Here is a 14,911-nt window from a genome sequence, read left to right as displayed (position 1 = left end):
ACATCAACAATGAAATTATCCAAGACCGGAGAGCAAAATGAGCCAAGTAAATCAGGTAGCGCACAAAAAGCACGACGGCGAAAAGCCAGCGGTTTCGCTCAAGGTCATGAAAGAGCGCGGCATGCCGGGCGTGTCGACCGTAAAAAGCTGGGGCGTTGATCCGCGCCTGGTGCAGTTCGAACCTGGGTTCAATCGCCCGATCAACCGCGAGCATGTCGAGTCGATCAAGGCTTCGCTGCGGGCCGGGCAGGAGCTCGACGATATCAAGGTCCGGATCGAAGACGGCAACATCATCGCGGTCGACGGACACCACCGGGTTGCCGCCGCAGTCGAATGGCTGGCCGAGCCCGGCGTCCGCGAGCCCGAGGGCGGTTTCCAACTGGGCGCGAAGCAGTTCCGTGGCGGCGATGCAGAGCGCGTCATCCACCTGATCACCAGCTCGCAGGGCCTGGGTCTGACGCCGTTGGAACGATCGGCCCAGTATCGCAAGCTTGTCGGCTGGGGGTGGACGTCATCCGCGATCGCGGACGCGGTCGGGCGCTCAGTGCAGAACGTTAGCGACGCCCTGGTGCTGGCCGACGCAAATAGCGACGTAAAGCTGGCCGTCACTGAGAAGCAGATCAGCGCGAGCAACGCGGCCAAGATCGTGCGCCAGAGCGGCGGGCGCGCCGGCGCCGTCATCGCTGAGCACGTCGAGGCCGCGCGTCTCCAGGGAAAGGCCAAGGCGACCGCGAAGCAAATAGCCGGGAACACGCCAAAAGACCTGGTCGCAGCGATCCGGCGCGAGATCGAAAGTGGCGGGACATTCCGCGCCGAGGAAGTCTGCCCGACGTTTGCGGACTTGATCACCTACCTGCGCGGAACTGCTGCTGGCCGCCCTCACGCTGAACAAGGAACAGAATGATCGAGTACATCAACAAACGAATGATCGAGTGGTCAACCTGGTGCAAACGCCGTGAAGATGGCGGCATGGGCTACCCATCGAAGTCGAATTATTGCAGCCTGGTCCAGATCCACGGCGCCAGCGGTGCTGGTCCGATCACCGAGGCTGCGGCCGCGCTGGAGATCGAGAGCATCATCATCTCTATCCGCAAGGCGAACCCGGCACAGTACGAGGTGGCCAAGTGGTTTTACCTGGCCGGCAATTTCACCATCAAGCGCATCGCACAGGAGTTGAAATGCGGCGAGTCGACCGTCTATAACCGCCTGCATGTATTGCACTTGACGGTGATGGATGGCCTGCACGATATCGAGATCGAGGCGCAGGACCGCGCCGAAGAGGCCAGGGCGGTGCAACGATTTAATCCACTTGCCAAATTGGAGGGTTAGGGTTATATTGTGCTACGCTTGCTCATCTGTACGTAGATGACATGGAAGAAAGCCAGCCTCCTCACGGATCGCTGGCTTTTGCATTTGGAGCCCTAGCATTTACGATACACTTGCCTTTCCTTAATGATGGAAGGCTGACATGAATGATTATGCTGAAATGAGGCATGCTCTGAGCGAAAACGCAAAGAAACTCGCACAGCGAGATCGAGATTTGCGTTCGCTCGGGCCAGAACTTGTTAGCAGGGTATCTGCACTGCTTAATGCCCCTGACTCATATATACAATTTGGGTATAGTGATGTTGCCACTCCGTTTTCCGAGAATGACATGAAAATCGAAGGTAGTGGGGCGACGTTTACGGTTCGTGCCTTCTTCCCTCTCGATAACGATGATCGTTTGGAGTTGCCGGTCGGCATTCAATCAAAGTTAGTAAATGGCTATTTCGATGTGAGGGTGTCGGGTTACAGCGAGGTTCGTATGATGTACCAACCTGATTTCGACATGGCTACCCTCGATGTTATTGCCGAACATGTGTGCGCGGCTCTTCGAGCAAAAGTGCACGGGATTCTTGTTAAGAATAAGTAGTTTATCGTCTCTTGTGTGAGTAATAGCACGTTGATTCCCGCACCGAAAGGTAGCGGGGCTTTATGTTATTCGACTTTATCCATAATTCTGTTGTCTTTTAGGCATATAGTTAATCTCCGTTTAAACATGAGAGAGCGATATGTCAGAGATCAAAAAAGGGATGGTTGTGCGGCTGAAGAGTGGCGGACCGAAGATGTCAGTCGTGCGAATCTCAGATTATAGTGAAGATGGCGGCCCTGAAGAAGGCGCGGTGTGCTCTTGGTTCGATGAGAAAAACAAGCACGAAGAGAAGCTCTTCGATGCAACGATCCTGGAAGAAGTTATTGAGCGCCCTGGTCCGCTGACCGTCACTCGCGCATAAATATCAGGTCTACTGCAAAGCGCCGCCTTCGGGCGGTTTTTTATTGGGCGAACGAATTATGAATCAACAAGCTTTCGGCGTCGACCAACTGGTTGTGTGTTACTCGCCGCCCAATTTGCGTTCCGTTATGCCTGGAAATAAGGTGATGCTGCGCTCTGGCGGGCCTGAGATGACAGTATGCGACACCAGCGTCCACGGCCAAGCAGTGTGCCAGTGGACGGGTGACGATGGACTGGTAACTAGGGCGTTCGATCTTGAATGCCTAACATGTTACGGAGCCCGCTGAGCGGGATGCGGCATCGCACTTTGCCAACAATGCGATTGCTTACACCGCAAGGCCACCATGACGCATACCACCAAGCCCGACAAGCGCAAGGTGCGCGCCTCCATGGACCAGCGCACACACGCTGAACACGAGCCGCCGCCCACGCCCGACGAGATACGCCGGCAACTGGGATGGGCGCTGATCCCGCACAACAACGAGCCGGAAGCCGAGCCATGACGAACACGACGACCATCAGCATCAAGGTGCATAAGGCATGGTGGCTGATGCCGTACCTGGGCGCGCTCGCACTGTTCCACACGCTCACCCGCACCGAACCGAACTGGGCGCAGATCAAGCGCCTGATCAACAAGGGCGTCACGGTCACGCCTGTGCGCTGACTTTTGTGCGCGCCATCGCACTCCAGCGGCGCGACTCGCAATAGCGGGTGCAGTCACCGATGAACCATGGCTACGGTCTCCCTCTGCATAGTATCGCAGGCAATCGCGTAGAGCAGGCGGTGGCACTTCCATCAACCACCGAAGGGATAGACCATGAGACTCGCAGCCGACCCGCAGCACCCCGATTACAACGCCACCATGCTGCCGGGCAATGTGTACCTGAACGGCGAATGGTTGGCCCACTGCATCTTTGCGGATGAGGATTCCGGCGAGGCCGTCTGCGCCGCGCTGAACAGTGACGGCAGCATCTACCTGGTTGACGACGAGTTTGCTACCGAGGTGAAGTGCGGGCACATTCGCATCGAGAGGCGGACCACACCCGGCGCTGCGGGCTTCGATGCATGGATGCGTGAGCGCACCGGGGCAGCACACGCCGCATACATGGCGCACCACAGCGCCGGCGGACGCGTGTACCTGTGAAGCTGCAAACCCTCAAGTCTCGCGTCCGCATGGCCGGATCAACTGCCAGCACCGCACCGGTTGTCAACGCGGGTTCCTGGCGCACCACCAAGCAGACCAGCACCCAGCGCGGCTACGGCTACAAGTGGCAGCAGGCGCGCATCGGCTACCTGGCCAAGCATCCGTACTGCGTGATGTGCCTGGCTGCCGCTGGGGTGAGCGAACAAGGTATCGAAGAGATCACGCTTGCCTGCCTCACCAAGGGCATGGCTCTGCCCCGCGCCACTGTAGTCGATCACAAGGTACCGCACAGGGGCGACATGACATTGTTCTGGGACTCGACTAAGTGGCAGGCGCTGTGCAAGCCCTGCCATGACTCGCACGCCCAGCGCCGCGACAAGGCAATCACATAAGGATGGGCAAGCAGGAAGCATCGCAGGGTGGGGGTAGGTAAAAGTGTAGAGCCTTCACGAACCTAGACCGCACTCCTTCCCACGCACAGAATTTTTCACCCTATTCACCAGGAATCATCAAGATGGCCGGAGCAAAAGGCAAGAGCGGCGGTGCACGGGAAGGTGCCGGGCGCAAACCAAACCCGCAAAATCCCAACTCGCATAAGACGGCGCCGGTCCGAATCTCCAGCGTTGATGAGGAAACATTCGTCTACGTTATCTATGAATCGGACGACCCCAGTGTCAGCAAGGTTGGGGTTGCAACTGATGTTGTAAAGCGGCTTGGGACAATGCAGATTGGAAGTTGGCGAATTCTCCGGGTTGGCCATGCTGTTGCATTGCCATCAAAAAGCGCGGCTCACGCGATTGAGCGCCAAGTCCACCAAGCATTGTCAGCCCTTCATGTAAGAGGTGAGTGGTTTCGCACCTCTCCAGACCGTGCGGCCTTTGAGGTTGATCTGGCAGTTTCACAACTGCGGGCAGCATTCAATGCCGCAGCCAAATTAGGCGAACCGCATAATGCCAGCTAAAGAAGAAGGCAAAGGCACTTGGGGCGGTGCCCGTAAAAATACAGGCGGCGCCCGGCCGGGTGCTGGCCGTAAGCCGAATCCCAAGCCGGAAGCAACCCCGATCCCTTCGCATATCGCCCAGGTGATTGACGGGCAGCCGCTCGACCCGCGCCCGGCGCTGGAGCAAGTAGCACTCGGCCTGCTCGAAGTAACGCCGCAGCAGTACAAGGCGCTCACCGCGCTGTTGCCCTATGTGCATTGCAAGAAGGGCGAGGGCGGCAAGAAGGACCAGAAACAGGATGCGGCAAAAGTTGCAGCACAAGGCAAGTTCGGTGCCCCGCCAGCGCCGCCGCGTCTCGTTGCGAATAATTCAAAATGACCGACTGGACTACAGCCCTCCCGGATTGGGAGCAGCGCATTGTCGCCGGCACGTCATTGGTCCAGGTCGCGCCGCTGTTCCCGGCCGAGGCCGAGGCCGCGCTGGCGCAGTTCGGCGACCTGCGCATGATGGACGCCGCAGGCAGCCCGCTCATGTGCGAAGTCGTCCGCCCCTGGGTAACTGACTTCGTCGGCAGCATCTTCGGTTCCTACGATCCAACGACTGGCCGCCGCTTGATATCCGAGTTCATGCTGTTGATCAGCAAGAAGAACGGCAAGTCGACGATTGCGGCCGGGATCATGCTCACGGCGCTGATCCGGAACTGGCGCCCGTCTGGCGAATTCATCATCCTGGCACCGACCAAGGAGATTGCTGACAACTCGTATTTGCCGATCCGCGACATGATCAACAATGACGACGAGCTCAAGGCGATCTTCCAGGTGCAAGACCATCTGCGGACGGTGACGCACCGCGAGATGAGGTCGACGCTGAAAGTGGTGGCGGCGGACAGCGACACTGTGTCAGGTAAGAAGGCGATCGGCGTGTTTGTCGACGAGCTCTGGCTGTTCGGCAAGCGGCCAGGTGCTGAGGCGATGCTCCGCGAGGCAACTGGCGGACTGGCTTCCCGGCCAGAGGGGTTCCTGATCTGGGCCACGACCCAATCTGACGATCCACCGGCCGGTGTTTTTCGCTCCAAGCTGCTTTACGCGCGCGGCGTGCGCGACGGTCGCATCGAGGACAAGAAGTTTTTGCCCGTCCTGTATGAGTTTCCCGAGGCGATGCTAAAGGCGGACGCGCACCGCGACCCGGCGAACGCGTACATCACCAACCCAAATATGGGATTGTCGGTTGACGAGGAATTTATCGAGCGCGGCTACAAACAGGCGCTGGAGGACGGTGAGGAATCGTTCCGTGGATTCCTGGCCAAGCACCTGAATGTCGAGATCGGATTGGCACTACGTTCTGATCGGTGGACCGGGGCGGAATTTTGGGAGCGCCAAGCCGTTCCCGCTTTCTCGCTCGATGAACTGATTGCTCGCTCCGATGTGATCACGGCCGGCATCGATGGCGGCGGGCTGGACGACATGCTCGGGCTGTCGATTGTTGGGAGAGAGCGTCATACGGGGCGCTGGATGTCGTGGGCGCGCGCATGGGTCCATCCGGTGGCACTGGAGCGCCGAAAGGCCGAGGCAGCACGCTACAAGGACTTCGAAAAGCACGGCGACCTGGTCATTATCGAGTCGCTTCCTGGCGATGTGGCCCAGGTCGCGGCAGTCGTGGCGCACGTCTTTGCATCTGGCCTTCTGGCTTCTGTCGGGCTCGACCCCGAGAAGACCCACAAGATCATGTTCCAGGCGCTGATCGATGCCGACGTCCCGGAAGACATTATTTTCGGCATATCCCAGGGGTGGAAGCTGGTTGGCGCCATCACGCTCGCAGAACGGAAGCTTGCAGAGGGAACGCTGATTCACGGCGGCCAGGCGCTCATGACCTGGTGCATAGGAAATGCGAAGGTCGAGCCGCGCGGCAATGCGGCACTGATCACGAAACAGGCATCGGGCACAGCGAAGATCGACCCGCTGATGGCCATGCTTAACGCCATCTCGCTCATGGCTCAAAACCCGAGCAGCAGCGAGATTGACCAAGGATTTGTTTCTCTCTGATGAAAAACCCAATCAAAATGCTGGCGGCCATGTTCGGCGCCGGGACGGCTGCGAGCTCGTCGGCGGTGCAAAACGTCGTGTCGGTGGTCAGCAGTAGCGACCCTCAGGTGATCGCCACTCTGGGGGGCGCACCTGCAGCGTCCGGATTCGCCGTGACGCCCGAGTCGGCAATGCGCGTTTCGGCTGTGTTCGCCGGCGTGCGCCTCCTTGCCGGCACGCTGGCGTCGATTCCCATCTCGATCTATCGGGAAGTGGACGGCGCACGCGAGAGTATCCAGCCCGACCTATGGTGGCTGCTGAACGAACAACCGATCGGGAACTGGACGGCCGCCGCAATGTGGAACTGGGTGATGCAGAGTCGGATGCTGCGCGGCGATGGATATGTGGAAATCGTCCGCGCTGGCGTCACTATCAAGGCCCTGCGCCCGCACCATCCCGACCGCGTGTCCGTGAAAAAGCACGGTGATTTTCTGATCTATACCGTCTGCGACGAAGAGGGCCGCGTATATGCGGTGCATCAGGACGACATGCTGCATTTCACCGGCTTCGGCTTCAACGGTACGCGCAGCATGTCGGCAATCCAGTGGGGCGCATTCCAGTCAATTGGCGTTGCGCTGGCGGCGGATACCTTTTCCGGAAACTTTTTCGCCAACGGGGCGGCGCCGAAGCACGTCATCAAGTCGCCGGGCCGGATGAATCCCGACCAGGTCGATCAGCTGCGCGACGAATACAAGAAGAAGTACGCCGGCGCGAGCAATGCCGGCGCGCCTATGGTGCTTACCCAGGGCCTGGAGATGCAGGAAATGAGCATGACAGCCGGTGACGCCCAACTGCTGGAGTCGCGCAAGTTTCAGGTGATTGATATCGCCCGCGCGCTGGGCGTGCCGCCGCACATGATCGGCGCGCAGGAAACTACCAGCTCGTGGGGCAGCGGCGTACAGCAACAAACGCTGGGCTTCATCAAGTTCTCGATGCAGCATCACCTCGATGTCATCCGCCAGGAGCTGAACCGGAAGCTGTTCCGGCGCGCGTCCCCGTTTGTAGAGCACCGCATGGAATCGCTCCTGTCCGGCGATTCGAAGGCTGAAGGCGAGTACATGCGCCAGTGCGTCGGCGGATCGCAAGGCCCAGGCTGGATGACCCTGAACGAAGTACGACGCATCAAGAACCTGCCACCGGTAGCCGGCGGCAACACCCTGTACCGCCCCGACAAGCCGGCAGCACCGGTAGACGAACCCGAGGAAGAAGATGAAAAAGTTAGTGCAACTGATCCGGAATAACGCAACGCGCGCGCCGGGCCCGATCCGCTCGGAGACCGAGCCGGAAACGCTGTTTCTATACGACGTGATCGACCCATATTGGGGCGTCAGCGCGTCAGCGTTCAACAAGGAACTCGCCGGCCTGCACGGCAAGAAGGTCACCTTGCGAGTGAATTCGCCAGGTGGTGATGTGTTCGACGGCCGCGCGATGGCGGCTGCCATTGCGCAGCACGGGAACGTTCACGCTGTGATCGAGGGCCTGGCCGCCAGCGCCGCCACCTATGTGACGGCCGCATGCGCCAGCGTGGCGATCGCCGCCGGCAGCTTCTACATGATCCATAACGCATGGACGATGGTTTACGGGAACAAGGACGATCTGACCGAGACCGCTGCGCTGCTGGGGAAAATCGACGAGTCCATCGTAGCCGATTACATGCGCAAGACCGGAAAGTCGACCGAAGAAATTGTCGCATGGATGAGTGCCGAAACCTGGTTCACGGCAGACGAGGCTGTGACAAACGGCTTCGTCGACGCCGTGGTCGACAACGCCAAGGTCGAAAACAGGTGGAACCTGTCCGCGTACGCCAACGCGCCGCAAATTGAACCAGACAAGGACACCGCCCCGGATTGGGAGGCTGTCCGCCAACGCAACATGAACCGCTTGCGTTTGCACGAAATCGGATAACGCGCTCGCGCAATCCTGAGACCGGCCGCCTTTGCGCGGCTATTTTTACGCCCCATCACCGAAGGAATACGATGAAATCGATTCAAGCATTGCGCGAGCAACGTCAGCAGCTCGCGAAAGAAGCACGCAACCAGATGAGCCAGAAAGGCGATCGCGTCTGGACGAAAGAAGACCAGGCCGAGTTCGACACGCGCAGCGACAAGATCGAAGCGCTCGAAACCGAAATTTCGAACATCGAGAAGGTCATGGCACTCGATATCGAAGACCACAACCGCGACGTCGAGCATTTCCGCACCAACCCCGGCGCCCGCGCCGAGAACAACAAGTCGCGCGCCCTGTTCGCTAAGCTGCTGCGCGACGGTCCGCAGGCAATGTCGAGCGAAGAGATGAAGGAAATCCGCAATACGATGTCCGTCGGCACGCCGGCGCAGGGCGGCTATACGGTCCAGACCGATGTGGCCACGGAACTGATCGACTCGCTGAAAGCGTACGGCGGCATGCGCGGCGTTGCGTCGAGCATCACCACCTCCCAAGGTAATCCATTGAGCTACCCAACGTCCGATGGCACCTTGGAAGAGGGCGAATGGGTACCAGAAAACACTGGGGCATCAAACGCCGATCCAAGCTTCGGCACCGCCAGCCTGGCCGCCAACAAAGCCAGTTCCAAGATCATCACCATTCCTATGGAACTGCTGCAGGACAGTTCGATCGACATCATCGCGATGGTCGTCAAGCGCATCAACGACCGGATCGGCCGCACCATGAACAAGGGCTTCACCAGCGGCTCCGGTACCGGCCAGCCGACGGGATTCACGACTGTTGCCCCGATCGGAAAAATCGGCGCCACTGGCCAGACCGTTCTCGTGGGCTACGACGACCTGGTTGACCTGCAGGAGTCCATCGACGCTGCCTACCAGGGCGCCGGCACTTGCCGCTTCATGATGCATCAGCAGACTCGCAAGATGGTCCGCAAGATCAAGGACCAAGCCGGCCGCCCGATCTGGGCCGAGTCGTATGAAGCCGGCATCAAAACCGGCACGCCGGCGCAGCTGTTGGGTGAAGACGTCGCGATCAATAACGACATGGCGCAACCAGGCGCCAACGCCAAGACGATCGGTTACGGCGACTTCTCGAAATACATGATCCGCGATGTGCTGGACCTGGTGATGTTCCGCTTTGAAGACTCGGTCTACACCAGCAAAGGCCAGGTGGGTTTTCTGGCCTGGGCGCGCGCGGGCGGCAATCTGCTCGACCTGAATGCCATCAAGGTCTATCAGCATTCCGCAACCTAAACCACTGGCGCCCCGAGCCGCAATACGTGCTCGGGGCAAATGGAGAACCCAATGTCTAAAAAAACGAATGTCGAACCTCTACTGGACACGGCGGCACCACTGCCAGCACCGGAATTAGTACGCGTGCGCGTGCTGGCCCTGTGCGAGCACGGCAACTGCAATGACGTCGTAGAGATCGACGCCGCACTGGTCACCGAGCTGGAAGGCGTTGTCGACGCCGATCCTGCTGCCGTCGCGTACGCCGAATCCCTCAAGAAAGCCTGATCCATGACTATTCGCCTTCTTTGCGCACACGCTGGCTATCCCGCCAACGCTATCGTTGTTTTGGGGTCTGGCACCGAGGCCGGATTGGTGGCCGCAAAGATGGCGACCACCGACCTTGCCGGCGGTATCCCATACGTTCCGGCGCCGACTGTAGCGCCAGTTGCCACGGCCGTGACGCTCGACGTCAACGGTCGCGCCAAGCGCTTCTCGATGGGCAGCATCAAAGGCGCTGCGAAGTGGTTTGGCGGTGCCATCGCGGGCGTGACCTTCGGCGGGCCTGTGACGGCCGCCTCCGGATATCGCGCTACCTACGGCCTGACCTGCGTTGCCGAAGCGCCGTTCTACGCGGTGCAGCTGGTCTATGTGAATTTGACCAACAACGCCATCACCGGTCTGCGCGCGATCGCCGGCGTAACCGAAACGATCGCCACGAATGTGCAGGCCAATTTCTGCAAGCCGGTGATCAATGGTGCCACGCACGGCGTGATGGCCCCGGCTGGCAGCATCAACGGATTTTTCCCGCTGACCTGGGGTGGCGCCGCGACGGCAACCGTTCCGGCATCGGTTACCTCGTCGCAGATTGCCGCCACCGATATTCTCGCGCTCAATTCGGTGCCGCGCGTCGACGTGCCGGGAGGCCTGCACGCCGCTGTTTTTCGCATCGACCATGATCCGGCCACTGGCGGCAAGTTCTCGTTCGTAGCGGCGTCCACGGCGATGCGCACGGCAACCCCTGAAAATCGGGGCCGTGTTATTCAGACGTTCAATTACGGCGCCGATGCGCTCACGAATCCAGGGCTCAACCTCGCTTTTAGCTCCGAGTCGCACCTGATTTTCCCGATCTTTCACTATGCCGTGCCGTCACTGACGGTCGTCGTGGCGAGCGATTCGACAGGCCAGAACGACCAGCTGGTTCCCAGCATTTTCACTTCGTGGGGCTTTCGCGGTTGCGCCGACGCGTCGATTCCAACGCGGCCAGTGAACTATGTGAACTTGGGCTGCTCGAGCAAAGGCGCTGCGGAATACTGGGCGCGGACGCAAGAGCTGGTCGCGGCCGGCATCATCCCCGACGTGCTGGTGATCAATCCGGCATCGGTGAACGATGGCTATGTGATTGCGAACTTGGCGCGCACGTTTGCAGACCACCGAAGCCGGGCTATGGAAATTATCCGGTTCGCCCGTGCAAACGGCATCGCGAACGTATGCTTCATTCCCTTGCTGCCCTACAACGACCTCAACGCGGTGCAGGATGGGTACCGGGTTGCATTCAATGCCTGGCTGGGCACCGTGGCAGGAGCAAGCGTTCTCTCGTTTCCAGGGCTTGGCGATGGCGCAATGCCAGAGCGCTGGATTCCGGCGATGAACCACAACCTCGACAAGTTCCACCCGAGCGAATTTGCTATCGAAACAGTGATGGCGCGCGCGATGACTGCGTACATCAACACCATCGGATAGCAGCATGACCAGTAGACTAAAAATCCCCCCGGTGGCGATGGCGGTATCGATCGAGGATGCCCGCATAGCGGCTCGCGTAGACGGCCCGGACCTGGACTCTGCTATCGAGATCCAGGTGCGGGCCATCACCGAGGAAGCAGAGCACGAGATGAATCGTGCTGTGATCACGCAAACGCACACGGTCACGCTGGCGGCGTTTCAGGACGTGATCGACCTGGCGCCGTCTCCTTTGCAGTCGGTCACGAAGGTGACGTACAGGAATACCGATGGAGTCGTGCAGCTGTTGCCCGAAACTGTGTACACCATCAATCGCGAGTCTGAACCTGGCTGTATCGAGCTGGTGCCGGGCCAGCGCTGGCCGGCCACGGCCGTGCGCACCGACGCGGTCAGTATCGAGTTTGTGTGTGGTTATGGCGCCAGTCCGGCCGACACGCCATTCGCAATCAAGGCCTACATCCTGGCGAAAGTGCAGGAATTTTTCGGCCCGGCCGGCACAGAACGCAACGAGGGCCTGACACGATTTCTCGATCGATACCGGGTGTATAGATGACGGCACCGTTCGCGAAAAACGAGAAGGTCACGATCGAGCAATTGGCCAACATCACCGAACCAGAATTTGGGACCGAGGTGCAGACCTGGGTGCCAGTGCTGGTGCGCTACTGGGCGAACGTGCAGGACGTGCTGCCCAGCCGCAGCGAAGAGACCGCGAACGGCCTGGCGCAATCGCTTCGGCGCGCCCGGCTGCGCATGCGTAAGAACAGCGCGATCACGGCAGCGATGCGCGTCACGCTGCACAGCCGCGGTGACCTGGTCATGCAGATCATCGCGGGTCCGGCGGCGCTGGACGACCGCGACCACGACGAATGGATGCTCGAAGCGTACGCGACACATGGCTGATCACAGTCGAAGGCTTCAAACACGAGGAAAAGACCAACAATGAAACTTCTGATGACAGAAACAGTTCAGGGCTCGCTAGACGGCGTGACCGTGCAGCAGCTTGACGAGGGCGCCGAATACGACACCGTGGACAGCCCGCGCGGCGTGCGCCTGGCTGAGTACCACATCAAGCAAGGCGTTGCGATGGCCGCGCCGGCAGCGGCGTCGCTGACCAGGCCCGCCAGGAACAAGGCCGCAAAGTGAGCGCCGTCGCCATCATGCGTGCGCTGCTGGTCGGACATAGCCCGCTAACGGACTTGGTCGCGCCGGCGCGCATCGTCGGCGGCGACGTTCCCGAGGGTTCGGTGCCGGCGATCGGCATCCGCGAGGTCAGCCGCATCGAGCAAGACACGGTTGCGCGGGCAGGCAACAGCCTGGTCACCGCGCGCGTGCAGGTGACGGTGTACGCATCGTCCTACCCGCAGCAGAATGCCGTGCTCAAGGCGGCCAAGCTCGGCGCCGGCGTGTACACCGGGCTGATCGGCGGATACCAGGTGCGCAGCGTCCTGCGCGACATGGTCGGCCCCGACACGGGCGACGCGGCTGCCAAGATTTTCGAGCAGTCGCGCGACTTCATGGTGACGTACATCGAGCCGACCTGATTTTCATCTTTCCGACAAGAGCCGCCGCGAGCGGCATTTTTTTCGACCGCAGTTTTTGCAACCTGCCTGCCCGCAATCGTGCTCGGCAGGTTTTTTATATAGGAGTTTCACATGGCAGGAATTGATTTTGATACCGTCGCCGGTTCCAAGCTGTACGTCTCGACGGCAGCCCCGGCAACGCATACAGCAGCCGGCTTCGGCGCATTGGTCTGGGTCGAAGTGGGCAGCATCACCAGTGTCGGCGGCGTCAAGGGTCGCGAATACCAGACCTCGACGCTGGCGACCGTCGGCGACGCCCAGGACCGCGAGAAGAAGGGCTCGTTCAAGCTGCCCAATGCGGAATTCGAATGCGCCTGGATCGAGAACGACGCCGGCCAGATCATCATTGAAGCGGCGGCGAACAACTACAGCGTGCCGAGCTTCAAGCTGACGAAGCAGGACGCGACCAAGATCCGCTACTGGACCGCCCAGGTGATGAAGTTCGTCGAGAACCAGGGCACCAGCAACAACACGGTTCTGGGTGCGTTCACCCTGCTGCGCCAGACCGACACCATCACCGTTTAACCCTCACGGCCATCCGGCCATCACCAGCACCGGCCGGTCGCTGTCGCCTATCGTGGGCGCGGCGGCCGGCGCGGGCATTTAACTACCCACGAAAAAAGGAATCACCATGTTCAACCTGAAAAAACTCGCCATCGCCGCAACCGCCGACATGATCGTACGTGACGCCGCCGGGGAGGCCCAGTTCGACGACACGGGCCTGCCGCTGTCGATCACGCTGCACAGCCCAGGCTCGAAGCCGTACCAGAAAGCCAAGCACGCGGCGGAAGAACGCAACAACAACCGCGTGTTCAGCCGCATGCAGGGCAAGTCGGAGAGCAAGCAGTCGGCCGACGACAAGATCGCCGAACGCGCCGAGTTCCTGGCGTCGGTGACCGTCTCGTTCAACAACTTCGGCTACGAAGACAAGCGCGGCTACGAGATGTTCAAGGGCGCATACGGCGATATCGAAATCGGTCACATCGCGGACGATGCCGAGAAGTACCTGGGTGACCGGGGAAACTTCTTGAAGGTCTCGCCAAAGACCTCGGAATCTTCGTCCGGCACGCAGCCTGGCTAAACGCGGTCCCCGACGATTCGGACAAGCCGAAGGATGGTCGGGCGCCGTCCCGGCTCGACTTGCTGAAAAAAGCCGGGGTCGCGATCGACATGCCGCCCGTGGACGCCGGGCGCTACCTCATCGACTATTTGTACGAGTTCGGCCCGTCTATGCCTGCCGGAATGGGCAGCGGGCCGGTGACGTTCGCAGAAATGGAAGCCTGGGAGCGCAAGGCCGGCGTCGAGCTGGCGCCGTGGGAGGCCCGCCTCTTGCGCCGCTTATCGGGCGACTACCTGGCCGAGTCGCATCGCGCGACGAAGCCAAATTGCCCGCCACCGTTCGAGGATTCGCCGGCGCTGAACGAGTTTGATGCTCGCGACCAGGCCCGAAGGCTCAATAGTTTTTTTGGGGGATAAATGGCAAATTCCGAAACGCCCGGCCTGGACGACTTCCTGGCCTACCTCACCGACTCCCCGACCGCCATACAAGCGGGCGTGGCGGCCGGCCTGTGGGCCAGCGCGCAGCTCATCGAGGCTCAGGCCAAGGCGAACTGCCCGGTCGAGCATGGGGAGCTCAGGGACAGTATCCGGGCCAGCATCAAGGAAGTCGGGACCAAGGTGCTTGCGTCCGTCACGGCGGGCGGCGCGGCGCCAGGCGGCGTCTATATCGCCTACGCGCATCTTGTCGAGTTCAGCGGCGCCGCCCCGCACCGGATCGAAGCAAAGAGCGGAAGGCGCTTGACCTTCAACGGGCGGTCGTACAAAGCAGTCGATCACCCTGGCATGAAGGCGAGGCCATTTCTCAGGCCGGCGCTGGACGCCAGGACATTGGATGCGATCGCACTGGTGGAGCAGGAAGTTAAATCAGTTTTGAAATAGAAGATCGGAGCGGGCATGGTTCACGGAATTGAAGTTCACCTG

At 60.3% G+C, this 14,911-nt stretch carries 25 protein-coding genes; all 25 read left to right on the top strand.

What is annotated here, in order from left to right; genetic code table 11:
* Positions 1–37 precede the first annotated feature (37 nt).
* Positions 38–904, top strand: a complete 867-nt coding sequence (locus F1735_RS10005) for a ParB/RepB/Spo0J family partition protein (protein ID WP_166897707.1) — start codon at positions 38–40, stop codon at positions 902–904.
* The gene (locus F1735_RS10000) at positions 901–1,329 is read left to right on the top strand and encodes a hypothetical protein (RefSeq protein WP_166897710.1); all 429 of its coding nucleotides are present in this window, start codon (positions 901–903) and stop codon (positions 1,327–1,329) included. The genes F1735_RS10005 and F1735_RS10000 overlap by 4 nt, the downstream gene beginning before the upstream one ends.
* 139 nt (positions 1,330–1,468) lie before the next feature.
* A complete protein-coding gene (locus F1735_RS09995; RefSeq protein ID WP_166897713.1) occupies positions 1,469–1,912 on the top strand; it encodes a hypothetical protein in 444 nt (147 codons plus the stop codon).
* A gap of 139 nt (positions 1,913–2,051) precedes the next feature.
* Positions 2,052–2,273: a DUF2158 domain-containing protein gene (locus F1735_RS09990; RefSeq protein WP_166897716.1), complete on the top strand. Its 222-nt coding sequence runs from the start codon at positions 2,052–2,054 to the stop codon at positions 2,271–2,273.
* Between the two features lie 58 nt (positions 2,274–2,331).
* Positions 2,332–2,559 carry a DUF2158 domain-containing protein gene (locus tag F1735_RS38220; RefSeq protein WP_166897719.1) on the top strand — a complete coding sequence of 76 codons (228 nt, stop codon included), beginning with the start codon at positions 2,332–2,334 and terminating at the stop codon, positions 2,557–2,559.
* 57 nt (positions 2,560–2,616) lie between these two features.
* Entirely contained in the window at positions 2,617–2,775 is a 159-nt protein-coding gene (locus F1735_RS09980) for a hypothetical protein (RefSeq protein WP_166897723.1), read from the top strand.
* On the top strand, positions 2,772–2,936 hold the full coding sequence (locus F1735_RS09975; protein WP_166897725.1) for a hypothetical protein: 165 nt from the start codon (positions 2,772–2,774) through the stop codon (positions 2,934–2,936). The genes F1735_RS09980 and F1735_RS09975 overlap by 4 nt, the downstream gene beginning before the upstream one ends.
* 153 nt (positions 2,937–3,089) lie before the next feature.
* Entirely contained in the window at positions 3,090–3,416 is a 327-nt protein-coding gene (locus F1735_RS09970) for a hypothetical protein (protein WP_167236793.1), read from the top strand.
* The gene (locus F1735_RS09965; protein WP_373888494.1) at positions 3,413–3,808 is read left to right on the top strand and encodes an HNH endonuclease signature motif containing protein; all 396 of its coding nucleotides are present in this window, start codon (positions 3,413–3,415) and stop codon (positions 3,806–3,808) included. The genes F1735_RS09970 and F1735_RS09965 overlap by 4 nt, the downstream gene beginning before the upstream one ends.
* A gap of 122 nt (positions 3,809–3,930) precedes the next feature.
* Complete coding sequence (locus F1735_RS09960) at positions 3,931–4,377, top strand: GIY-YIG nuclease family protein (RefSeq protein ID WP_167236792.1); 447 nt, start codon at positions 3,931–3,933, stop codon at positions 4,375–4,377.
* Entirely contained in the window at positions 4,367–4,735 is a 369-nt protein-coding gene (locus tag F1735_RS35645) for a hypothetical protein (RefSeq protein WP_222852968.1), read from the top strand. Before F1735_RS09960 ends, F1735_RS35645 begins: the two co-directional genes overlap by 11 nt.
* Positions 4,732–6,399, top strand: a complete 1,668-nt coding sequence (locus F1735_RS09950) for a terminase large subunit (RefSeq protein WP_167236791.1) — start codon at positions 4,732–4,734, stop codon at positions 6,397–6,399. Before F1735_RS35645 ends, F1735_RS09950 begins: the two co-directional genes overlap by 4 nt.
* Positions 6,399–7,679: a phage portal protein gene (locus F1735_RS09945; protein ID WP_167236790.1), complete on the top strand. Its 1,281-nt coding sequence runs from the start codon at positions 6,399–6,401 to the stop codon at positions 7,677–7,679. Before F1735_RS09950 ends, F1735_RS09945 begins: the two co-directional genes overlap by 1 nt.
* Positions 7,648–8,343 carry a head maturation protease, ClpP-related gene (locus F1735_RS09940; protein ID WP_167236789.1) on the top strand — a complete coding sequence of 232 codons (696 nt, stop codon included), beginning with the start codon at positions 7,648–7,650 and terminating at the stop codon, positions 8,341–8,343. Before F1735_RS09945 ends, F1735_RS09940 begins: the two co-directional genes overlap by 32 nt.
* A 71-nt stretch (positions 8,344–8,414) precedes the next feature.
* Complete coding sequence (locus F1735_RS09935) at positions 8,415–9,635, top strand: phage major capsid protein (protein ID WP_167236788.1); 1,221 nt, start codon at positions 8,415–8,417, stop codon at positions 9,633–9,635.
* 51 nt (positions 9,636–9,686) lie between these two features.
* Positions 9,687–9,899, top strand: a complete 213-nt coding sequence (locus tag F1735_RS09930; RefSeq protein ID WP_167236787.1) for a hypothetical protein — start codon at positions 9,687–9,689, stop codon at positions 9,897–9,899.
* A gap of 3 nt (positions 9,900–9,902) precedes the next feature.
* On the top strand, positions 9,903–11,354 hold the full coding sequence (locus F1735_RS09925) for an SGNH/GDSL hydrolase family protein (protein WP_167236786.1): 1,452 nt from the start codon (positions 9,903–9,905) through the stop codon (positions 11,352–11,354).
* A 4-nt stretch (positions 11,355–11,358) separates the two neighbouring features.
* The gene (locus F1735_RS09920; protein WP_167236785.1) at positions 11,359–11,904 is read left to right on the top strand and encodes a head-tail connector protein; all 546 of its coding nucleotides are present in this window, start codon (positions 11,359–11,361) and stop codon (positions 11,902–11,904) included.
* Positions 11,901–12,251: a head-tail adaptor protein gene (locus F1735_RS09915; protein WP_167236784.1), complete on the top strand. Its 351-nt coding sequence runs from the start codon at positions 11,901–11,903 to the stop codon at positions 12,249–12,251. The genes F1735_RS09920 and F1735_RS09915 overlap by 4 nt, the downstream gene beginning before the upstream one ends.
* Before the next feature lie 51 nt (positions 12,252–12,302).
* Positions 12,303–12,494: a hypothetical protein gene (locus F1735_RS09910; RefSeq protein ID WP_167236783.1), complete on the top strand. Its 192-nt coding sequence runs from the start codon at positions 12,303–12,305 to the stop codon at positions 12,492–12,494.
* Positions 12,491–12,892 carry a hypothetical protein gene (locus tag F1735_RS09905; protein ID WP_167236782.1) on the top strand — a complete coding sequence of 134 codons (402 nt, stop codon included), beginning with the start codon at positions 12,491–12,493 and terminating at the stop codon, positions 12,890–12,892. The genes F1735_RS09910 and F1735_RS09905 overlap by 4 nt, the downstream gene beginning before the upstream one ends.
* Before the next feature lie 111 nt (positions 12,893–13,003).
* Positions 13,004–13,456, top strand: coding sequence for a hypothetical protein (locus F1735_RS09900; RefSeq protein ID WP_167236781.1), 453 nt, complete (start codon positions 13,004–13,006; stop codon positions 13,454–13,456).
* A 106-nt stretch (positions 13,457–13,562) separates the two neighbouring features.
* On the top strand, positions 13,563–14,012 hold the full coding sequence (locus tag F1735_RS09895) for a hypothetical protein (RefSeq protein ID WP_167236780.1): 450 nt from the start codon (positions 13,563–13,565) through the stop codon (positions 14,010–14,012).
* Between the two features lie 59 nt (positions 14,013–14,071).
* Entirely contained in the window at positions 14,072–14,407 is a 336-nt protein-coding gene (locus F1735_RS09890) for a phage tail assembly chaperone (protein ID WP_167236779.1), read from the top strand.
* On the top strand, positions 14,408–14,869 hold the full coding sequence (locus tag F1735_RS09885; protein WP_167236778.1) for an HK97-gp10 family putative phage morphogenesis protein: 462 nt from the start codon (positions 14,408–14,410) through the stop codon (positions 14,867–14,869). It abuts the gene before it with no gap.
* Positions 14,870–14,911 lie beyond the last annotated feature (42 nt).

This window comes from Massilia genomosp. 1 (assembly GCF_011682185.1).
Lineage (GTDB): Bacteria > Pseudomonadota > Gammaproteobacteria > Burkholderiales > Burkholderiaceae_D > Telluria_A > Telluria_A rubra.
The sequence above is the reverse complement of the archived record's forward strand: the minus strand, read 5'-3'. Positions and strand labels throughout refer to the sequence as shown.